The 15,150-nt window shown below is 68.0% G+C and carries 15 protein-coding genes and 1 pseudogene; 5 read left to right on the top strand and 11 right to left on the bottom strand.

Translation table 11 applies throughout. The features are described 5' to 3' along the window. Positions 1-95: 95 nt before the first annotated feature. From RWO82_RS11755 to RWO82_RS11790, 8 genes and pseudogenes are all read right to left on the bottom strand, one after another. Positions 96-911, bottom strand: a complete 816-nt coding sequence (locus tag RWO82_RS11755; protein WP_314427174.1) for a DUF2510 domain-containing protein — start codon at positions 909-911, stop codon at positions 96-98. A gap of 14 nt (positions 912-925) precedes the next feature. Continuing rightward, positions 926-1,315 (bottom strand): monovalent cation/H(+) antiporter subunit G, encoded by a 390-nt coding sequence (gene mnhG / locus RWO82_RS11760; protein WP_314427177.1) that lies wholly within the window; start codon positions 1,313-1,315, stop codon positions 926-928. Continuing rightward, a complete protein-coding gene (locus tag RWO82_RS11765) occupies positions 1,312-1,581 on the bottom strand; it encodes a monovalent cation/H+ antiporter complex subunit F (RefSeq protein ID WP_314427180.1) in 270 nt (89 codons plus the stop codon). The genes mnhG and RWO82_RS11765 overlap by 4 nt, the downstream gene beginning before the upstream one ends. Continuing rightward, complete coding sequence (locus RWO82_RS11770) at positions 1,578-2,186, bottom strand: Na+/H+ antiporter subunit E (protein WP_314427183.1); 609 nt, start codon at positions 2,184-2,186, stop codon at positions 1,578-1,580. The genes RWO82_RS11765 and RWO82_RS11770 overlap by 4 nt, the downstream gene beginning before the upstream one ends. Further along, positions 2,183-3,736, bottom strand: a complete 1,554-nt coding sequence (locus RWO82_RS11775) for a Na+/H+ antiporter subunit D (RefSeq protein WP_314427185.1) — start codon at positions 3,734-3,736, stop codon at positions 2,183-2,185. Before RWO82_RS11775 ends, RWO82_RS11770 begins: the two co-directional genes overlap by 4 nt. Before the next feature lie 272 nt (positions 3,737-4,008). Further along, positions 4,009-4,506 (bottom strand): annotated as a pseudogene (locus RWO82_RS11780) (Na(+)/H(+) antiporter subunit C); the annotation flags it as partial. After that, positions 4,506-7,448: a Na+/H+ antiporter subunit A gene (locus RWO82_RS11785; protein ID WP_314427187.1), complete on the bottom strand. Its 2,943-nt coding sequence runs from the start codon at positions 7,446-7,448 to the stop codon at positions 4,506-4,508. The gene RWO82_RS11785 and the pseudogene RWO82_RS11780, both read right to left, overlap by 1 nt. 134 nt (positions 7,449-7,582) lie before the next feature. Further along, positions 7,583-8,644 carry a LacI family DNA-binding transcriptional regulator gene (locus RWO82_RS11790; protein WP_314427189.1) on the bottom strand — a complete coding sequence of 354 codons (1,062 nt, stop codon included), beginning with the start codon at positions 8,642-8,644 and terminating at the stop codon, positions 7,583-7,585. 58 nt (positions 8,645-8,702) lie between these two features. Here RWO82_RS11790 and RWO82_RS11795 point away from each other — a divergent pair, with 58 nt between their 5' ends. Continuing rightward, a complete protein-coding gene (locus tag RWO82_RS11795; RefSeq protein WP_314427192.1) occupies positions 8,703-9,950 on the top strand; it encodes an MFS transporter in 1,248 nt (415 codons plus the stop codon). A gap of 4 nt (positions 9,951-9,954) precedes the next feature. On the opposite strand, the gene RWO82_RS11800 is transcribed toward RWO82_RS11795, so the two are convergent. Next, a complete protein-coding gene (locus tag RWO82_RS11800) occupies positions 9,955-10,284 on the bottom strand; it encodes a response regulator (protein WP_314427195.1) in 330 nt (109 codons plus the stop codon). A gap of 153 nt (positions 10,285-10,437) precedes the next feature. Here RWO82_RS11800 and nucS point away from each other — a divergent pair, with 153 nt between their 5' ends. Beyond that, on the top strand, positions 10,438-11,133 hold the full coding sequence (nucS, locus tag RWO82_RS11805; RefSeq protein ID WP_314427198.1) for an endonuclease NucS: 696 nt from the start codon (positions 10,438-10,440) through the stop codon (positions 11,131-11,133). Between the two features lie 84 nt (positions 11,134-11,217). Next, positions 11,218-11,883: an HAD hydrolase-like protein gene (locus RWO82_RS11810; RefSeq protein WP_314427201.1), complete on the top strand. Its 666-nt coding sequence runs from the start codon at positions 11,218-11,220 to the stop codon at positions 11,881-11,883. 98 nt (positions 11,884-11,981) lie between these two features. On the opposite strand, the gene RWO82_RS11815 is transcribed toward RWO82_RS11810, so the two are convergent. After that, positions 11,982-12,188: a cold-shock protein gene (locus RWO82_RS11815; RefSeq protein WP_017203899.1), complete on the bottom strand. Its 207-nt coding sequence runs from the start codon at positions 12,186-12,188 to the stop codon at positions 11,982-11,984. Positions 12,189-12,767: 579 nt separating this feature from the next. Between RWO82_RS11815 and RWO82_RS11820 the strand changes: the two genes are divergently transcribed. After that, positions 12,768-13,565, top strand: a complete 798-nt coding sequence (locus tag RWO82_RS11820; RefSeq protein WP_314427219.1) for a shikimate 5-dehydrogenase — start codon at positions 12,768-12,770, stop codon at positions 13,563-13,565. Positions 13,566-13,568: 3 nt separating this feature from the next. On the opposite strand, the gene RWO82_RS11825 is transcribed toward RWO82_RS11820, so the two are convergent. Further along, complete coding sequence (locus tag RWO82_RS11825; protein WP_314427213.1) at positions 13,569-14,756, bottom strand: MFS transporter; 1,188 nt, start codon at positions 14,754-14,756, stop codon at positions 13,569-13,571. Positions 14,757-14,884: 128 nt separating this feature from the next. Between RWO82_RS11825 and RWO82_RS11830 the strand changes: the two genes are divergently transcribed. Next, positions 14,885-15,150: MarR family transcriptional regulator (locus RWO82_RS11830; protein WP_314427216.1), on the top strand; the 266-nt coding region annotated here is incomplete at its 3' end.

The raw sequence follows: 15,150 nt of genomic DNA on the forward strand, positions 1-15,150 counted from the left end.
ACCGCGCGAGATGCGGACGACCGCGCGAGATGCGGACGGATGCGGCATCTGCATCCGCATCCGGAGCGGTCGACCGGCTCTCGCGCTGACCGTGTTCAGCGCAGCGGCGGCGGCGTGACCGGCAGGAGCATGGCGTCGCGCCGTGAGCGTGTGAGCAGAAGGACGAACACCGCGAGCCCTCCGAACGTCAGGGCGATGATGACGCCGAGCACGATCACGAATCCGGTCCACGGACTCTGCGCCACGACGGCGCCCACCACCGCGAAGACCAGTGCCAGCGCAGCGATCGCCGCGAGGATCCAGCCGAGGACCATCGAGACGAGGTAGCCGCGCGGCCCCGCGTGCCCCGGTCGCGCGCCGAGCTTCGTGCCGATGTACCAGGTCCATCGGGCGCCGGTCCACCATCGCGTGACCTGCGAGGTCACGGGATGCCACCCGGCATCAGGCCCCTCCACCAGACCGGGCAGCGGATGCACCTCCGCGTCGACGTACGGAGCCGTCTGAGGGGCGGGCATCCTTCTCACCGCCCGCGAATGCGAGGCGGCGAGCACCCACAGCACGGCGGCCGCGAGCAGCAGCACGGGGAGGGCGAAGTTGCCCGGGTTCCGGGTGACCAGTGCGGCACTGAGCTGCAGCATGGCGATCACGAAGAAGAAGGCAGCGAGGAAGAACCCCATCGACGGCGGTTCCACGGCGAGCAGGTCGGGCCGTGGCTTGCCATCCCGCACGCGGTACGGTGCCCAGACCGCGCCGTCCCACCAGCGGATGTCCGACGAGTCCGCCACCGGATACCAGCCCATCGGCGGGGCCGCCGTCGGCGCCTGCCGCTCCTGCGGACCCCACTGGGACCCATCCCACCAGCGCTGCCGACCCGGCGTGCCGGCGTCGTACCATCCCTGCGGTGCGGACATCGTCCTGCCTCTCCTCAGCCCGCCGCGGGCGGCGTCTGCTTCGACTCCGCGAGCTCGTCGACCACGAGACTGCGCTCGTCGGTCGTCCCGTTGCGGTACGCCTGACGGCCGACGATGTGCGCCGAGAGCGGCGCGGTCGCGAACTGCATGAGGACGACAGGGGCGACGATCGCGAGTCCGAACAGGATGCCGCCGACGGTGCGCTGCGACAGGGCGATCGCGAGGCAGATGAGGATGAGTCCGAGCACCTGCGGCTTCGTCGCGGCGTGCAGACGGGAGGGGACGTCGCGGAACCTCAGCAGTCCCACGGCGGCCGACAGACACAGGATCGCACCGAGCAGGATCAGCACGAGTATCGCGACGTCGATGACGGCGTCGGGAATGGCGAGACCGAACACGTTCATGGTGTCGTGTTGTCCCTTCTGGCGACGAACCGGGCGACCGAGATCGACCCGAAGACGCCGACCGCGGCGATGATCAGCAGCACCGGGATGGTGCGGGTATGCCCGTTGATGGCCATCTCGGCGCCGAGCACGCACATGACCTCGGTGAGCAGCACGTCGGAAGCGACCGCCCGGTCGAGGATCGAGGGACCGCGGACGATGCGGATGATCGTCAGGATCGCGGCCACCCCGAAGACGACCATGATCACCAGCAACAGCGCATTCATCGGGCACCTCCTCTGGTCACGCCGCCGGCCTCGTCGGCACGAGCCGCACGCTCGTCCGCCTTGAGGGCACGGTACTGCGCCGGGGCGCCGAGCGCACGCACGAGCCGTCGCTCCCAGCGCAGCACGCCCTCGCGCTGCTTCTCGACATCCTCCATGCCGCGGACCCCGATCACGTGCAGGTAGAGCACCTGTCGGTCGCGGTCGGCCTCGACCACGAGCGACCCCGGAACCAGAGACGACACGACCGAGACATGCGTCATCATGAGATCGTCGGCGTAGCGCAGCGGAACCGCGATGATCGCGGCACCCGGCTGGTGACGGAAGTCGAACACCTGCACCGTGACGGCGACCGCACCGCGGAGCACGGCGAACAGGAACTGCACGATGAGCAGCGCGGCGTACCAGATGTTGATGCGGCCGGAGAGCTCGACCGTCGGCAGGCGGAAGACGCGAGTGACGAACACCGCGACCACGAGGCCCGAGAGGAAGGCCAGCACCGTGAACTGACCCCACAGCAGCATCCACAGCACGATCAGCCACGCCAGGAAGGGCAGCTGCACGCGGATGTCGCGCCAGAAGTGACGTCCGGTCTCGGTCGGGCTCATCCGTCGACCTCGCCTTCGAGCTGTACGAGCATCACGGGGTCGAGCAGCGCCGCGCCGATGCGGTCGCACAGGGCGTAGAGCGGACCCGCGAACACCGTGAGCGCGATGGTGACGGCGACCATCCCGGCGGTGGCGACCGTCATGATGCGCGGGATGCGGCGACGCTCCTGCTGTTCGTCCGCCGCGGGGGCGTTGCCGAGGTACGAGATCCGCCCCTCGGTCTCGGTCGAGTCGTCCTCCTCGCGCCAGAACGCGAGGTTCCACGCGCGCATCAGGGCGTAGAGCGTGAGCAGCGAGGTGACGATGCCGCCGAAGATCAGCACGATCATCAGCGGGGTGCCGACGGATGCCGCGGCCTCGAACAGCGCGAACTTGCCGATGAACCCGGAGAACGGCGGGAGTCCTCCCAGGTTGATCGCGGGGATGAAGTACAGCACCGCGATCACGGGCGCGACCTTGAGCAGGCCCTTCACGCGGAGGATCGACGTGCTGCCCGCTCGGCGTTCGATGAGACCCACCGCGAGGAACAGAGTCGTCTGCACGACGATGTGGTGCACGATGTAGTACACCGTGGCCCCGATCGCCGCCGGCGTGGCTATCGCCAGACCGAAGATCATGTAGCCGACATGGCTCACGAGCGTGAACGACAGGATTCGTTTCAGCTCGGCCTGCGCGACCGCGCCGAGCACTCCGACGATCATGGTCGCGAGCGCGATGATCAGCAGCACGGTGTCGATGCTGTTGTCGGCGAAGAGCTGCGTCTCGGTGCGGATCAGAGCATAGACGCCGACCTTCGTCAGCAATCCGGCGAACACGGCGGTGACGGGCGCGGGGGCCGTCGGGTACGAGTCCGGCAGCCAGAACGACACCGGGAAGATCGCGGCCTTGATGCCGAACGCGATCACGAGCATGAGGTGCAGCACGAGCTGCGTCTCCTGCGGGAGCTCGGTCATGCGCTCGGCGATCTGCGCCATGTTCACGGTGCCGAGCGCGCCGTAGATCATCGCGATGGAGGCGAGGAACAGGATCGACGACACGAGTGACACGACGATGTAGACCGCACCGGTGCGGATGCGGGACTCGGTGCTGCCCAGTGTGATGAGCACGTACGACGCCACCAGCAGGATCTCGAACCCGACGTACAGGTTGAACAGGTCGCCGGCGATGAAGGCGTTGAAGATTCCGGCGGCGAGGATCAGGTACGACGGGTTGAAGATCGAGATCGGCGTCTCGTCGGTGCCGTCGGCCGCGCCCTGGCCGATCGAGAAGAGCAGGACCGCCAGCAGCACGATGCTCGAGATCAGCACGAGGAGGGCGGCGAGCCGGTCGACGTACAGCACGATGCCGAACGGCACGGGCCACCCGCCGACCGAGACGGCGAGCGGTTCGCCGGCGTCGACGACCACGAGCAGCACGGCCGCGATGATCGAGACGATGGCGAGCGTCGCGACCGTGACGAAGGCCTGGAGGCGCGGGTTGCGTCCGAAGATCAGGGTCACTGCAGCGCCGAGCAGCGGCAGGGCGACGAGCAGCGGGACGAGGGCGCTCATCGGCGGTCCTCCCCATCGTCGGTGTGCTCGGGTGCGGTGTCATCGGATGCCGTGTCGGTCGCCGTGTCGTGGGCGGCATCCGCGGCGTCGGTCTCATGGGCCTGCGAGGCGTGCGCGTCGGCGTCGGTGCGGAAGTCCGACGATCCGCCGGAGTCCTCGGGCTCTCCGACGGGCGGGGCCGAGTCTTCATCCGGCGGGGCGGACTCCCCGTCGAGCATCGATCGGCCGGCACCCGCATCCACGTCGGGCTCCGGATCGGAGCGCGACACGAGGGGACGGTCGGTCGGCGCGTCGTCGTGGATCGAGGGATGATCGCGCATGTGCAGGACCGTGATCGGAGACGTCTGCACCCCCACGAAGTCGGTGGTGGCCTCGGCGTCGGCGGCGTCGGCCTCGTCGTCCATGAGGTCCTCGTCGGCATCCGTGCGCTCGCGGAGTGCGATGTCGGCCTCGTCGTCCTCGACGGTGTCGGCCTGGCCGAGCTGCCAGGAGCGGTAGATCAGCGCGAGGAGGAACGCCGACACGGCGAACGTGATGACGATCGCGGTCAGCGTGAGCGCCTGGGGAAGCGGATCGCTGAGATCGCCCTCCGTGCCGTAGAACGGAGCCTTGCCCGGAACGCCCATCACGATGAGGAGCAGCAGGTTCGTCGCGTTCCCGAGCAGCAGGAATCCGATGAGCACGCGGGTGAGGCTGCGCTCCAGCATCGCGTAGACGCCGCAGGCGAACAGTACGGCCATGATCACGATCAGGGTCAGCGAGACATCCATCAGAGGGTCACCCCCCGCTCGCGGAACTCCTGCGCCTGGCGATCGACCTCGGCGCCGAGGCTGCGGAGCACGTCGAGCACGAGACCGATCACGACGAGGTAGACGCCGACGTCGAAGATCGTCGAGGTGACGAACTCCATGTGCCCGATGCCGGGGATCTCCCACTCCCAGAAGGTGGAGGTCAGCGGAGCCACTCCGAAGAACAGCGGCACGACGGCCGTGCCCACCGCGAGGATCAGGCCCGCGCCGAGCAGTCGACCGGCGTCGGTGGGCGCGGCCGCACCGAGCTCCCATCGTCCGCCCGCGACGTAGCGCATGACGAGGGCCATGCCCGCGACGAGGCCTCCGGCGAAGCCTCCTCCTGGCAGGTTGTGTCCGGAGAAGAGCAGGAAGATCGACACGACGATGATGGTGTGGAAGAGCACGCGCACGATCACCTCGAGCAGGATCGACCTGTTCTCGGGCTTCATCCTCGGTCCGCCGACGAGCCAGGCGCGGGGGCTGCTCTCGTTGGAGTCGGTCTGGAAGCGCACACCCTCGGTCGTCTCGACGAGAGGACGGCTGAGCGTGCGGCGACGTCGGGCCTTGGGCAGCGTCTTCGTCGCCGCGAGCATGTCGGCGCGGTGGGTGACGAAGACGAGCGACGCGACGCCTGTCGCCGCGAGCACGAGCACCGAGAGCTCGCCCATCGTGTCCCAGCCACGCAGGTCGACCAGCGCGACGTTCACGACGTTCTTGCCGTGACCGATCTCGTACGCGAGCTTCGGGAACAGGGCGGAGATCGGATCCGCGACGCGCGACTGGGTGGCCACGACCGCGACCAGCGCCATGGTGAGGCCGACGCCGACGCCGAGCAGCGCGCGGGGAACGCGACCGACGGAGGCATTGTGCTCGCCCATGCGCGCGGGCAGTCGACGCAGCACGAGCGCGAAGGTCACCATCGTGACCGTCTCGACAAGGATCTGCGTGAGGGCGAGGTCGGGCGCACCGCTCGTCGCGAAGAGGGCCACCATGCCTAGGCCGGTGATCGAGACGAGCACGACGCCCGTGTATCGCTTCTGTGCCCGCACCGCGAGCACTCCCGCGACGGCCATGAGCGGCGCGACGACGATCTGCACGGGCGTGTGCCACGCGGAGAGCTGATACCGGTCGATGTCGCTCGCGAGCAGCGCGGTGATCTCGGCGGCGACGAACACCACGAAGATCGTGCCGACGTAGACGGGCAGCGACCCTCGCTGGGTGAGTGTCGTGCTGAGCACCGAGAGGCGGTCGACGCCGCGCACGACGAGGTAGTACACGTCGGCCGCCGTGAACGGGATCATGCGCGCCTTGCGGTCCCATCCGGAGCGGATCGTGAGGAGGAAGAGCGCGGCGCCGAGCAGGATCGTCAGAATCGAGATGCCCAGCGCGGGCTCGAGTCCGTGCCAGAGCGCAAGGTGCCCGGGACCCTCGGCAGCGACGCCCTCGGCGTCCAGTCCGGGCGTCGCCGTGAGCGCGTACCCCTGGAGAGCCTTGTCGAGTGCGGGAGCGCCGATCCCGGCCGCGAGCGTGATCCCCGCCAGGATGATGGGCGCCGAGAGGAAGCCGACCGGCGGGTCGGGCCACGCGGTGTCGGGCAGGCGATCGCCGAGCGCGTCACGCTTCGTCCAGAACGCACCCCAGAGGAAGCGGATGCCATATGCCGCAGTGAGCACAGACCCGAGACTCACACCGATGATGGCGACGAGTCCCCAGGGAGAGCCGTGCAGCGCATCGTCGAGGAGCGCTGTGAGTGTCGATTCCTTCGCCACGAAGCCGAGAGTCGGCGCGACGCCGGCCATCGAGGCGATCGAGATGAACGCCGCGGTGGCCATCACCGGCGCTTGCCGGCCCACGCCGCTCAACTCGGTGATGTCACGGGTCGACAGCTGACGATCGATCACGCCGACGATGAGGAACAGCGCCGACTTGAAGAGAGCGTGTCCGATCACGAGCGCCACGCCGGCCAAGGCCGACGCCTGTGTGCCGTAGCCCACGACGATCGCGAAGAAGCCGAGCTGGCTGACGGTGCCGAATGCCAGGATGCGCTTGAGGTCGGTCTCGCGCAGAGCCTGGATCCCGCCGAGCAGCATGGTGATCACGCCGACGCTGATGATGATCGGACGCCACGGCCCGGTGAACGCGAAGATCGGGGCGAAGCGCGCGATCAGGTAGATGCCGGCCTTGACCATGGCTGCGGCGTGCAGGTACGCACTCACCGGAGTGGGCGCGGCCATCGCACCGGGCAGCCAGAAGTGGAAGGGGAACAGCGCCGACTTGCTGATGGCGCCGATCAGCAACATCACGACGGCGGCGTCGACGATCGCCCCGGTGGGCGCGATCTCGAGGATCTCGCGGATGCTCGACGTGCCCGCGTCGACCACCAGCATCACCACGCCGACGAACATGACGAGCCCACCGAGAGTCGTCACGAGGAGCGCCTGGAGTGCGGCTCGTCGGCTGGCAGCACGCCGACGGTAGTGGCCGATGAGGAGGTAGGAGAGGATGCTCGTCACCTCCCAGAACATGACGAGCATCACCAGATCGTCGGTGAGCACGAGCCCGTACATGGCACCGGCGAACCCGAGTAGAACGGCGGCGAACTGGCCGATCCCCGCCGAGTCGTCGTGGAAGTACCAGCGGCAGTAGAGAAGGACGAGCGCGCCGACCCCGGTGACGATCAACGTCAGCACCCACCCCAGCACGTCCATGTGCATCGAGAGGTTCAGACCGAGCTGGGGGATCCACTCGACCGAGACGAACGGTGCAGGACCGTCGAGCACCTGAGGCGTGAGCACAAGGGCATGGATGAATGCCGCTGCCGGAATGAGAGCCGCGATGGCGAATGCCTGAGACCCCAGCCAGCGCACCAGAACAGGCATCAGGAGTGACCCGAGGAGGAACACGGCGAGGAGCGTCAGCATATACGCGGCTCCTCAAGGCTCGTCGGCCGGGGGATCGGCGCAGGCGGGCGGGTGTCTTATGCCAGTTTACCCGCCGTAAGGAAGTCGTAAGGCCACGAGAACGGATTGCCCGCTGCGCATGTCCCGCTCACACGTCACCTCGAGGGCGGAGCGGTGGTCGTCCCGGCGCGGAAACGACAGGTGAGATGCAGCGTGACAGCTTCTTCGCCCCGCAGCATCCGCGCCACCTGCTCTCCGGCGGCACGCCCCTTCTCGACGGCGGGCTGCACGCTGGTGGTCAGCACCAGGTCGCCGAGGCCGTCGGCAGCGATGCCGTCGAAGCCGGACACCGACAGATTCTCGGGCACACGGAGACCGAGCTCCTCCGCGGCGCGGATGATCCCGACCGCCAGCAGGTCGCTCTGGGCGAGGATCGCGGTCGGTCGCGTCGCCGCGTCGGCGAGCAGGGTCCGGCCGGCGAGCAGACCCTCGTCGATGAGGCTGGCGGCGACCGAGATCGCGGGAGCATCCGGGAAGACCTCGCGCATGCCGGCGAGCCGATCGAGAGTCACGTCGACGGTCGCGGCAGCGAGGCGGCGCTGCGTGACGGGCCCCCGCTCGCGGTCGCTGTCGAGCGACAGAGTGACCAGGGCCACGTCGCGATGACCGAGGTCGAACAGGTGACGTGCCACATCCGCTGCCGCGGCGGTGTTGTCGAGCGTGACGCGCGGGATGCCCTCGCCCGCGTCACCCTCGATCACGACGACCGGGAGCCCGCGTCCGCGGACGGTGTCGAGCGATGCGCGTGTGCGGCCTGAGCATCCGATCAGCACGACCGCGTCCACCGGCGCATTCGCGAGCGACGAACCGTCATCGCCAGGCTCGTCGCGCATGAGCAGGATGCCGGCGCTGAGATCGGCCAGACCGTCGGTGAGACCGTCCATCATGGCGGTGGTCACCGGATCGAGGAACGCCGCACGCAGATGCCCCTCCAGGACCACGGCGACGATGCCGCTGCGTCCACGTCGCAGCGACGCGGCTCGGGGATCCGGTCCGGCGTAGCCGAGCTCGGCGGCAGCAGCCAGCACACGTTCCCTGGTCGCAGGAGCCACGTTGGCCTTGCCGCTGAACACCACGGATGCCGTGGAGGTGGCCACCCCCGCCGTGCGGGCGACATCGGCGATGGTCGCGCGACGCGGAGCCTCATGCCTGGTCATGACTCGAGGATAGCCCGCCCGGTTTCGCGCCGTCGAATCGATTCGATACGCTGTCTGCATGCACGCAGCACTCACCCGTTCGCAGTACGTCCGTTGGCGCACCGCGATCTTCGCGATCTTCCTCGCCAGCGGCCTCTCGATCGCGACCTGGGCGTCGCGCGTGCCGTCCATCAAGCTGGCCCTCGACATCGACAAGGCCCAGGTCGGCATGCTGCTGCTCGGTGCCGGCATCGCCTCGATCATCGGCATCTCCTCCAGCCCCGCGATCATGGCGCGCACGGGTGCTCGCCTCGGCATGATCGTCTCGATCTTCACCTTCGCCTCGGGCGTGGCGCTGATCGGCATCGGCGCCAACGTGCTCGGCTCCTTCGCGGTCGTGCTGATCGGCCTGATGCTGTTCGGACTCGGCAACGGCGCAGTCGACGTCATGATGAATGTGGAGGCCACGGGGATCGAGCAGCACTCCGGCAAGACGATCCTGCCCCTGTTCCACGCCTTCTTCAGCTTCGGCACCGTCATCGGAGCGGGTCTGGGCGCACTCGCCGCGCAGCTTCGGATCGATGTCTTCACGCACACGGTCGTCGTCGCGGTGGTCATCGCCGTGATCGGAGTCGTGAGCATCGCGAACGTCCCCTCGCGCGCCGAGGCGTTCGACCCGAGCGAAGCCGACTCCGACAAGCCGCACTGGCGCGAACGCATGCACGTGGCACTCGCCGCATGGCGCGAACCGCGGACCTACGCGCTGGGCGTCGTGATGCTCGGCATGTCCTTCGCCGAAGGCGGGGCCAACGACTGGCTCGCTCTCGGTGTGGCCGAGGACCACGGGGGCGGAACCGCGCTCGGCGCCGCCGCGCTGGCGACCTTCTCGGTCGCGATGACGGCGGTCCGCATCTTCGGCGGGCCCCTCGTCGACCGCTTCGGTCGCGTCGCCGTGCTCAGAGTGCTCGCCGTGGCGGCAGCATCCGGCATCCTGCTGTTCATCCTCGCGCCGAGCATGCCTCTCGTCTTCGTCGGTGCCGCACTGTGGGGCGTCGGCGCATCTCTGGGCTTCCCGCTCGGCATGTCCGCCGCCGCCGACGACCCGGCCAAGGCGGCCGCCCGCGTCAGTGCCGCAGCGACGATCGGCTATGTGGCGTTCCTCGGCGGACCTCCCGTGCTCGGTTTCATCAGCGAGCACATCGGCCTGCTCAACACCCTCTTCATCCTGGTCGGTCTCGTCGTACTGTCCGGCCTGTTCTCCGGGGCAGCTCGGCCGTTGCGCGAGGACGAGATGTCGGTGCAGACTCCGAAGAGTCAGACCGCATAGGTCGTCACCGCGAGAGCAGAAGGCGCGGCTCGGGACCCTCGAGTCGAGCTATCGCGCGCTTCACCTCGGCGAGCTCGGTCTTCACCTCTCCGACATCCGTCTCGAGGCTGTCGAGCCGGACGTCGACTTTCTCGAAGCGCGCATCCATCCGCTGCTCCAAGCTCTCGAAACGCGCATCCATCCGGTGCTCCACACCCTCGAACCGGGCATCCATCCGCTGCTCCACACCCTCGAACCGCGCATCCATGCGAGTGACGATCCACCCGAACCCCGCGGCGAGTCCCAGAAGCGTGGACGCGACCGTCATGATCGTCGTCACCAGTTCGATCGACACCACCATCTCCTCATCTTCGACCTGCGCGCCCAGAATGTCAGGATCCAGTCCATCGGGACACGCGCGGTCGGTCGGTCCTCGGCGATTGTGGAAAGCCGGTGCGGCCGACCGCCCGCCGCAGAAGCACTGCACATGACGAAGTAGGCTCGACGGGTGCGTCTCGTCATCGCCCGCTGTTCGGTGGATTACACCGGCCGGCTCAATGCCCACCTTCCGCTCGCCACACGTCTTCTCGTGCACAAGGGCGACGGGAGTCTGCTCGTGCACTCGGACGGCGGCAGCTACAAGCCGCTGAACTGGATGAGCCCGCCGTGCACGCTCTCGACCGAGACTCCGGGTGAGGAGGAGTCGATCGCCGGCGTCACCGAGGTCTGGCGCGTCACACACAAGAAGACGGGCGATGCACTGCGCGTGCAGATCTACGAGATCATCCACGATACGAACCACGACCTCGGCGTCGACCCCGGCCTGCAGAAGGACGGCGTCGAGGCCGACCTGCAGCGGCTGCTCGCCGAGCAGGTCGACCGCGTGGCCGAGGGAGCGACCCTCGTGCGTCGTGAGTACCCGACCGCCATCGGACCCGTCGATCTGCTCGTGCGGGATGCGGACGGAGCCGCGATCGCCGTCGAGATCAAGCGCAGGGGTGACATCGACGGTGTCGAACAGCTCACTCGATATCTCGAGCTCCTCGGACGCGACCCGCACCTCGCGCCCGTGCAGGGGGTCTTCGCCGCCCAGGAGATCAAGCCCCAGGCACGCGTGCTGGCCGAGGACCGCGGGATCCGCTGCCTCGTGCTCGACTATGACGACATGAAGGGCATCGAGTCCGGCATCCCGCGCCTGTTCTGAGGCCGATCACCGTGGCGAGCAACCGCTCGGCACACGGGAGGCTCTCGTCGGAGAGCCTCGCGGCGAAGCCATAGGCTGGAAAGCATGGCTTCTTCTCCTTACTCCTGCGTGCTGTGGGATGTCGACGGCACGATCGTCGACGCCTCGGTCGGCATCCTGCGCCGCCTCGATGTCGCGCTCACCCACTTCGGGCACCCCGCAGCCACGCGGGAGGAGCTGGTGCACTGGATCGGACCGCCGATGTTCCAGTCGTTCCAGGTGCAGGTGGGAATGACCCCCGAGCAGGCAGCCGAGGCGGTGACGTTCTACCGCACCCTGGGCAAGGCGGACGGCTACACGACCGACGTCCGCACATACCCCGGCGTATCCGAGATCATCCGCGATCTGCACGCGGCGGGTGTGCCGCAGGCCACCGCGAGCTCGAAGCCCGAGATCCAGGTCGACGCCCTCGTCGACTTCTTCGAATTGCGTCCGTACTTCCTGACGACCGTCGGCGCGACCCCTGACGAGTCGACCCTCGCGTCGAAGACCGACATCGTCGCCGAGGCGCTTCGGCGCCTCTCCGAGCGCGGAACCGACATCTCGCGTCCGGTGCTGATCGGCGACCGTCACCACGATGTCGCCGGCGGAAACGCGAACGGCGTCCCGGTGGTCTTCGTCGAGTGGGGCTTCAGCAACCCCGACGAAGGCGACGAGGCGGCGTTGCGCGCGGCATCGGTCGACGAGCTGCGCGGGCTGCTTCTGCCCTGAGGGCAGCGGGCTACTCCGGCCGTACAGACACAGAACTCCCCGCCGGGTGGCCGCGCCTGGTGGCCGACCGCCCGATCAGGGAGTGCTGGATCGTCCGGTCAGACCGGACGGATGTTCTCGGCCTGCAGACCCTTGGGGCCCTGCGCGACGTCGAACTCGACTCGCTGGTTCTCTTCGAGAGACCGGTAGCCGGATGACTGGATGGCGGAATAGTGCGCGAAGACGTCAGCGCCGCCGTCGTCGGGGGAGATGAAGCCGAAGCCCTTCTCCGAGTTGAACCACTTGACCGTGCCCTGGGTGCTCATGTACTGCCTGTTCTGCTGCGGGAAAGAAGCCGACGCAGGATGCACCGACGAGACCCACGCTAGTGGAGCACGCTCAGAGGGGAAGAGGCAGGGACAGCCCGTAACCCAAATGTTGCATGAGCGGTCATCTCGCGTCACACAGGCCGCGCCACGACCGCGTGGAGTGCCCGAGAAATGGTGTGGCCCTCACCGCGGGGGGAGCGATGAGGGCCGAAGACGACCGGAGGGTGCGTCAGACTCCAGCCTAACCCCTCCGCGAGGGTTTTGTCCCCCATTTGGGGGACAAAACTCAAAAATCTTTGAGTGAATGGCAGACAGCGGCCCTCTCGAGCGGCCCGTTGGGGACAGAACCACTCGAGAGGGCCCAATCGCACGCACCGGATCGTCTTTGCCTCTGGGGAAGGCAGCCCGTCGTCTGGGGTTGACGGAGACGATCATTCCCCTGTGCATGCACTCACCACACTATGGGAGGGGCGCTCGTCGCGCCATGGGGGTCGTCGAATGAATGCGGGCCCGCAGCGACCCCGGCGCGCGTGATCGCCCGAGTAGCCTGGGAAGGTGACCATGCTCAACAAAGACATGACCCTGTGCATCTCGCTGTCGGCTCGGCCCAGCAACAACGGCACACGGTTCCACAACTTCCTGTATGAGGAACTGGGCCTGAACTGGATCTACAAGGCCTTCGCGCCGACCGATCTGACGCAGGCCATCGCGGGCGTGCGCGGCCTCGGCATCCGCGGTTGCGCGATCTCGATGCCCTACAAGGAAGACGTCATCGCGCTCGTCGACGACATGGACGCCTCCGCGTCGGCGATCGACTCGGTCAACACGATCGTCAACGACGACGGCCGCCTCACTGCGTACAACACCGACTACAGCGCGATCGCTCAGCTGATCGCACGGAACGGCCTCGACTCGGCTGCCTCGGTGCTGCTGCGCGGATCGGGCGGGATGGCGAAGGCCACTGCCGCAGCATTCCGCGACGCCGGTTTCACCACGGTGACGATCATCGCCCGCAACGAGCAGCGCGGGCGGGCGCTCGCAGACCTCTACGGCTTCGACTGGCGGGCGGATGCCGTCGACTCGACCGCCGACATCATCGTGAACATCACGCCGATCGGCATGGCCGGCGGCCCCGATGAGAACGCGCTGTCGTTCTCATCGGAGCAGATCGCAGCGGCATCCGTGGTGTTCGACGTCGTGGCGCTGCCCGCCGAGACGCCCCTCATCGCCGCGGCGCGAGCTGCGGGGAAGACCGTCATCACGGGCGCCGAGGTGGCGACCCTGCAGGCTCTGGAGCAGTTCGTGCTCTACACCGGCATCCGCCCGACGCCCGCTCAGGTGCAGGCGGCCGAGGAGTTCATGCGGGCTCAGTAGCGGTCAGGCTCCGACGGTCTGCAGCGTCTCGGTCGGCGTCGGCGCCGATCGGCGCGCGGTGACGACAGCGACGATCATGACGACCAGGGCGGATGCCGTGATCACGGCGCCGATCCAGATGGGCGAGGTGTAGCCGAGCCCTGCGGCGATGCCGAGGCCGCCGGCCCATGCCCCGAGTGCGTTACCGACGTTGAAGGCACCGATGTTCGCCCCTGACGCGAGGGTGGGCGCTCCGCCGGCGTAGTGCATGATCCGGCTCTGCAGCCCGGGCACCGTGCCGAAGCCGAACGCACCCATGAGCACCAGGATGGCGATCGTCACCGGCTGTGACCCGGCGAAGAAGCCGAACAGCACGAGCACGACGATCAGCGCGGCGATGAAGGCCAGAAGCGTACGGTCGATCGAGCGATCGGCGAGGCGCCCGCCGATCGCGTTGCCCGCGACGAGCCCGATCCCGAAGAGCACGAGCAGCCACGGCACGGCCGCGTCGGCGAAGCCGGTGACCCCGGTGAGCGTATAGGCGATGTAGGTGAAGGCGCCGAACATGCCGCCGAACGCGAGTGCCGTGACGATCAGCGAGAGCCAGACCTGGACCGACCGGAACGCGCGGAGCTCGCTGCGAAGACTGACCTGCGCTCCTGTCGTCTTCGGAGCGGTGACGAGCACCGCGATTCCGGCGAACGCGACGACGCCGATGGCCGAGATCACCCAAAACGTCGAGCGCCACCCGAACTGCTGGCCGAGGAACGTGCCGAAGGGGACGCCGAAGACGTTGGCCGCCGTGAGGCCAGTGAACATGATCGCGATGGCTCGGGCCTTCTTCTCGGGGGCGACGAGGTCGGCCGCGACGACCGCGCCGATGCCGAAGAACGCGCCATGGCACAGAGCGGCGATGATGCGGCCGACCATCGCTACCGTGTAGTCGGGCGCGAGTGCCGTGATCGCGTTGCCGACGACGAACAGCACGACGAGGCCGAGCAGCACAGGCTTACGAGGCAGTCGCGTCGTTGCGGCGGTGAGGCCGAGGGCGCCGACGACCACGCTCAGCGCGTAGCCCGAGATGAGCCAGCCTGCCGTGGCCTCGCTGACCGCGAAGTCAGTGGCGACCTCGGGGAGCAGGCCCATGATCACGAACTCGGTGAGTCCGATCCCGAAGGCGCCGATGGCGAGTGCGATGAGTCCGAGTGGCATGGGTGTGCTCCGAAGTCCTCTGCTAAAGTAGTTGCAGACGCGGGATATTGCGTCACAACGGATAATCATTGCACACGCAACTATCCAGCGCAAGCAAATAGTTTGCGTCCGCAACAGTGGAGGTCATCATGGGCATCTCTGACGACGCCGTCGAGATCAGGGCACGCGGCTGGCGCACTCTCGCCGCTCTGCACGGAATCATCGAAGCCGAACTCGAGAAGGCACTGGGCGCAGCGGCGGGACTGTCCGTCGTCGAGTACACGGTGCTCGATGCGCTCAGCCGCCAGGACGGCTGGCACATGCGGATGCAGCAGCTCGCCCGCGCGACGGCATTGAGCCCGAGCGCCACGACGCGGCTCGTGACACGCCTCGAAGACCGCGGACTTCTCACCCG

Source organism: uncultured Microbacterium sp. (assembly GCF_963521645.1).
Classification (GTDB): domain Bacteria; phylum Actinomycetota; class Actinomycetes; order Actinomycetales; family Microbacteriaceae; genus Microbacterium.

Coding starts and splice junctions, on each gene's coding strand:
- RWO82_RS11820 (WP_314427219.1), top strand. CDS start 12,768: ATGACCCTGTGCATCTCGCTGTCGGCTCGGCCCAGCAACAACGGCACA.
- RWO82_RS11810 (WP_314427201.1), top strand. CDS start 11,218: ATGGCTTCTTCTCCTTACTCCTGCGTGCTGTGGGATGTCGACGGCACG.
- RWO82_RS11815 (WP_017203899.1), bottom strand. CDS start 12,188: ATGAGCACCCAGGGCACGGTCAAGTGGTTCAACTCGGAGAAGGGCTTC.
- RWO82_RS11790 (WP_314427189.1), bottom strand. CDS start 8,644: ATGACCAGGCATGAGGCTCCGCGTCGCGCGACCATCGCCGATGTCGCC.
- RWO82_RS11765 (WP_314427180.1), bottom strand. CDS start 1,581: ATGAATGCGCTGTTGCTGGTGATCATGGTCGTCTTCGGGGTGGCCGCG.
- RWO82_RS11770 (WP_314427183.1), bottom strand. CDS start 2,186: ATGAGCCCGACCGAGACCGGACGTCACTTCTGGCGCGACATCCGCGTG.
- RWO82_RS11825 (WP_314427213.1), bottom strand. CDS start 14,756: ATGCCACTCGGACTCATCGCACTCGCCATCGGCGCCTTCGGGATCGGA.
- RWO82_RS11755 (WP_314427174.1), bottom strand. CDS start 911: ATGTCCGCACCGCAGGGATGGTACGACGCCGGCACGCCGGGTCGGCAG.
- RWO82_RS11785 (WP_314427187.1), bottom strand. CDS start 7,448: ATGCTGACGCTCCTCGCCGTGTTCCTCCTCGGGTCACTCCTGATGCCT.
- RWO82_RS11795 (WP_314427192.1), top strand. CDS start 8,703: ATGCACGCAGCACTCACCCGTTCGCAGTACGTCCGTTGGCGCACCGCG.
- RWO82_RS11775 (WP_314427185.1), bottom strand. CDS start 3,736: ATGAGCGCCCTCGTCCCGCTGCTCGTCGCCCTGCCGCTGCTCGGCGCT.
- mnhG (WP_314427177.1), bottom strand. CDS start 1,315: ATGAACGTGTTCGGTCTCGCCATTCCCGACGCCGTCATCGACGTCGCG.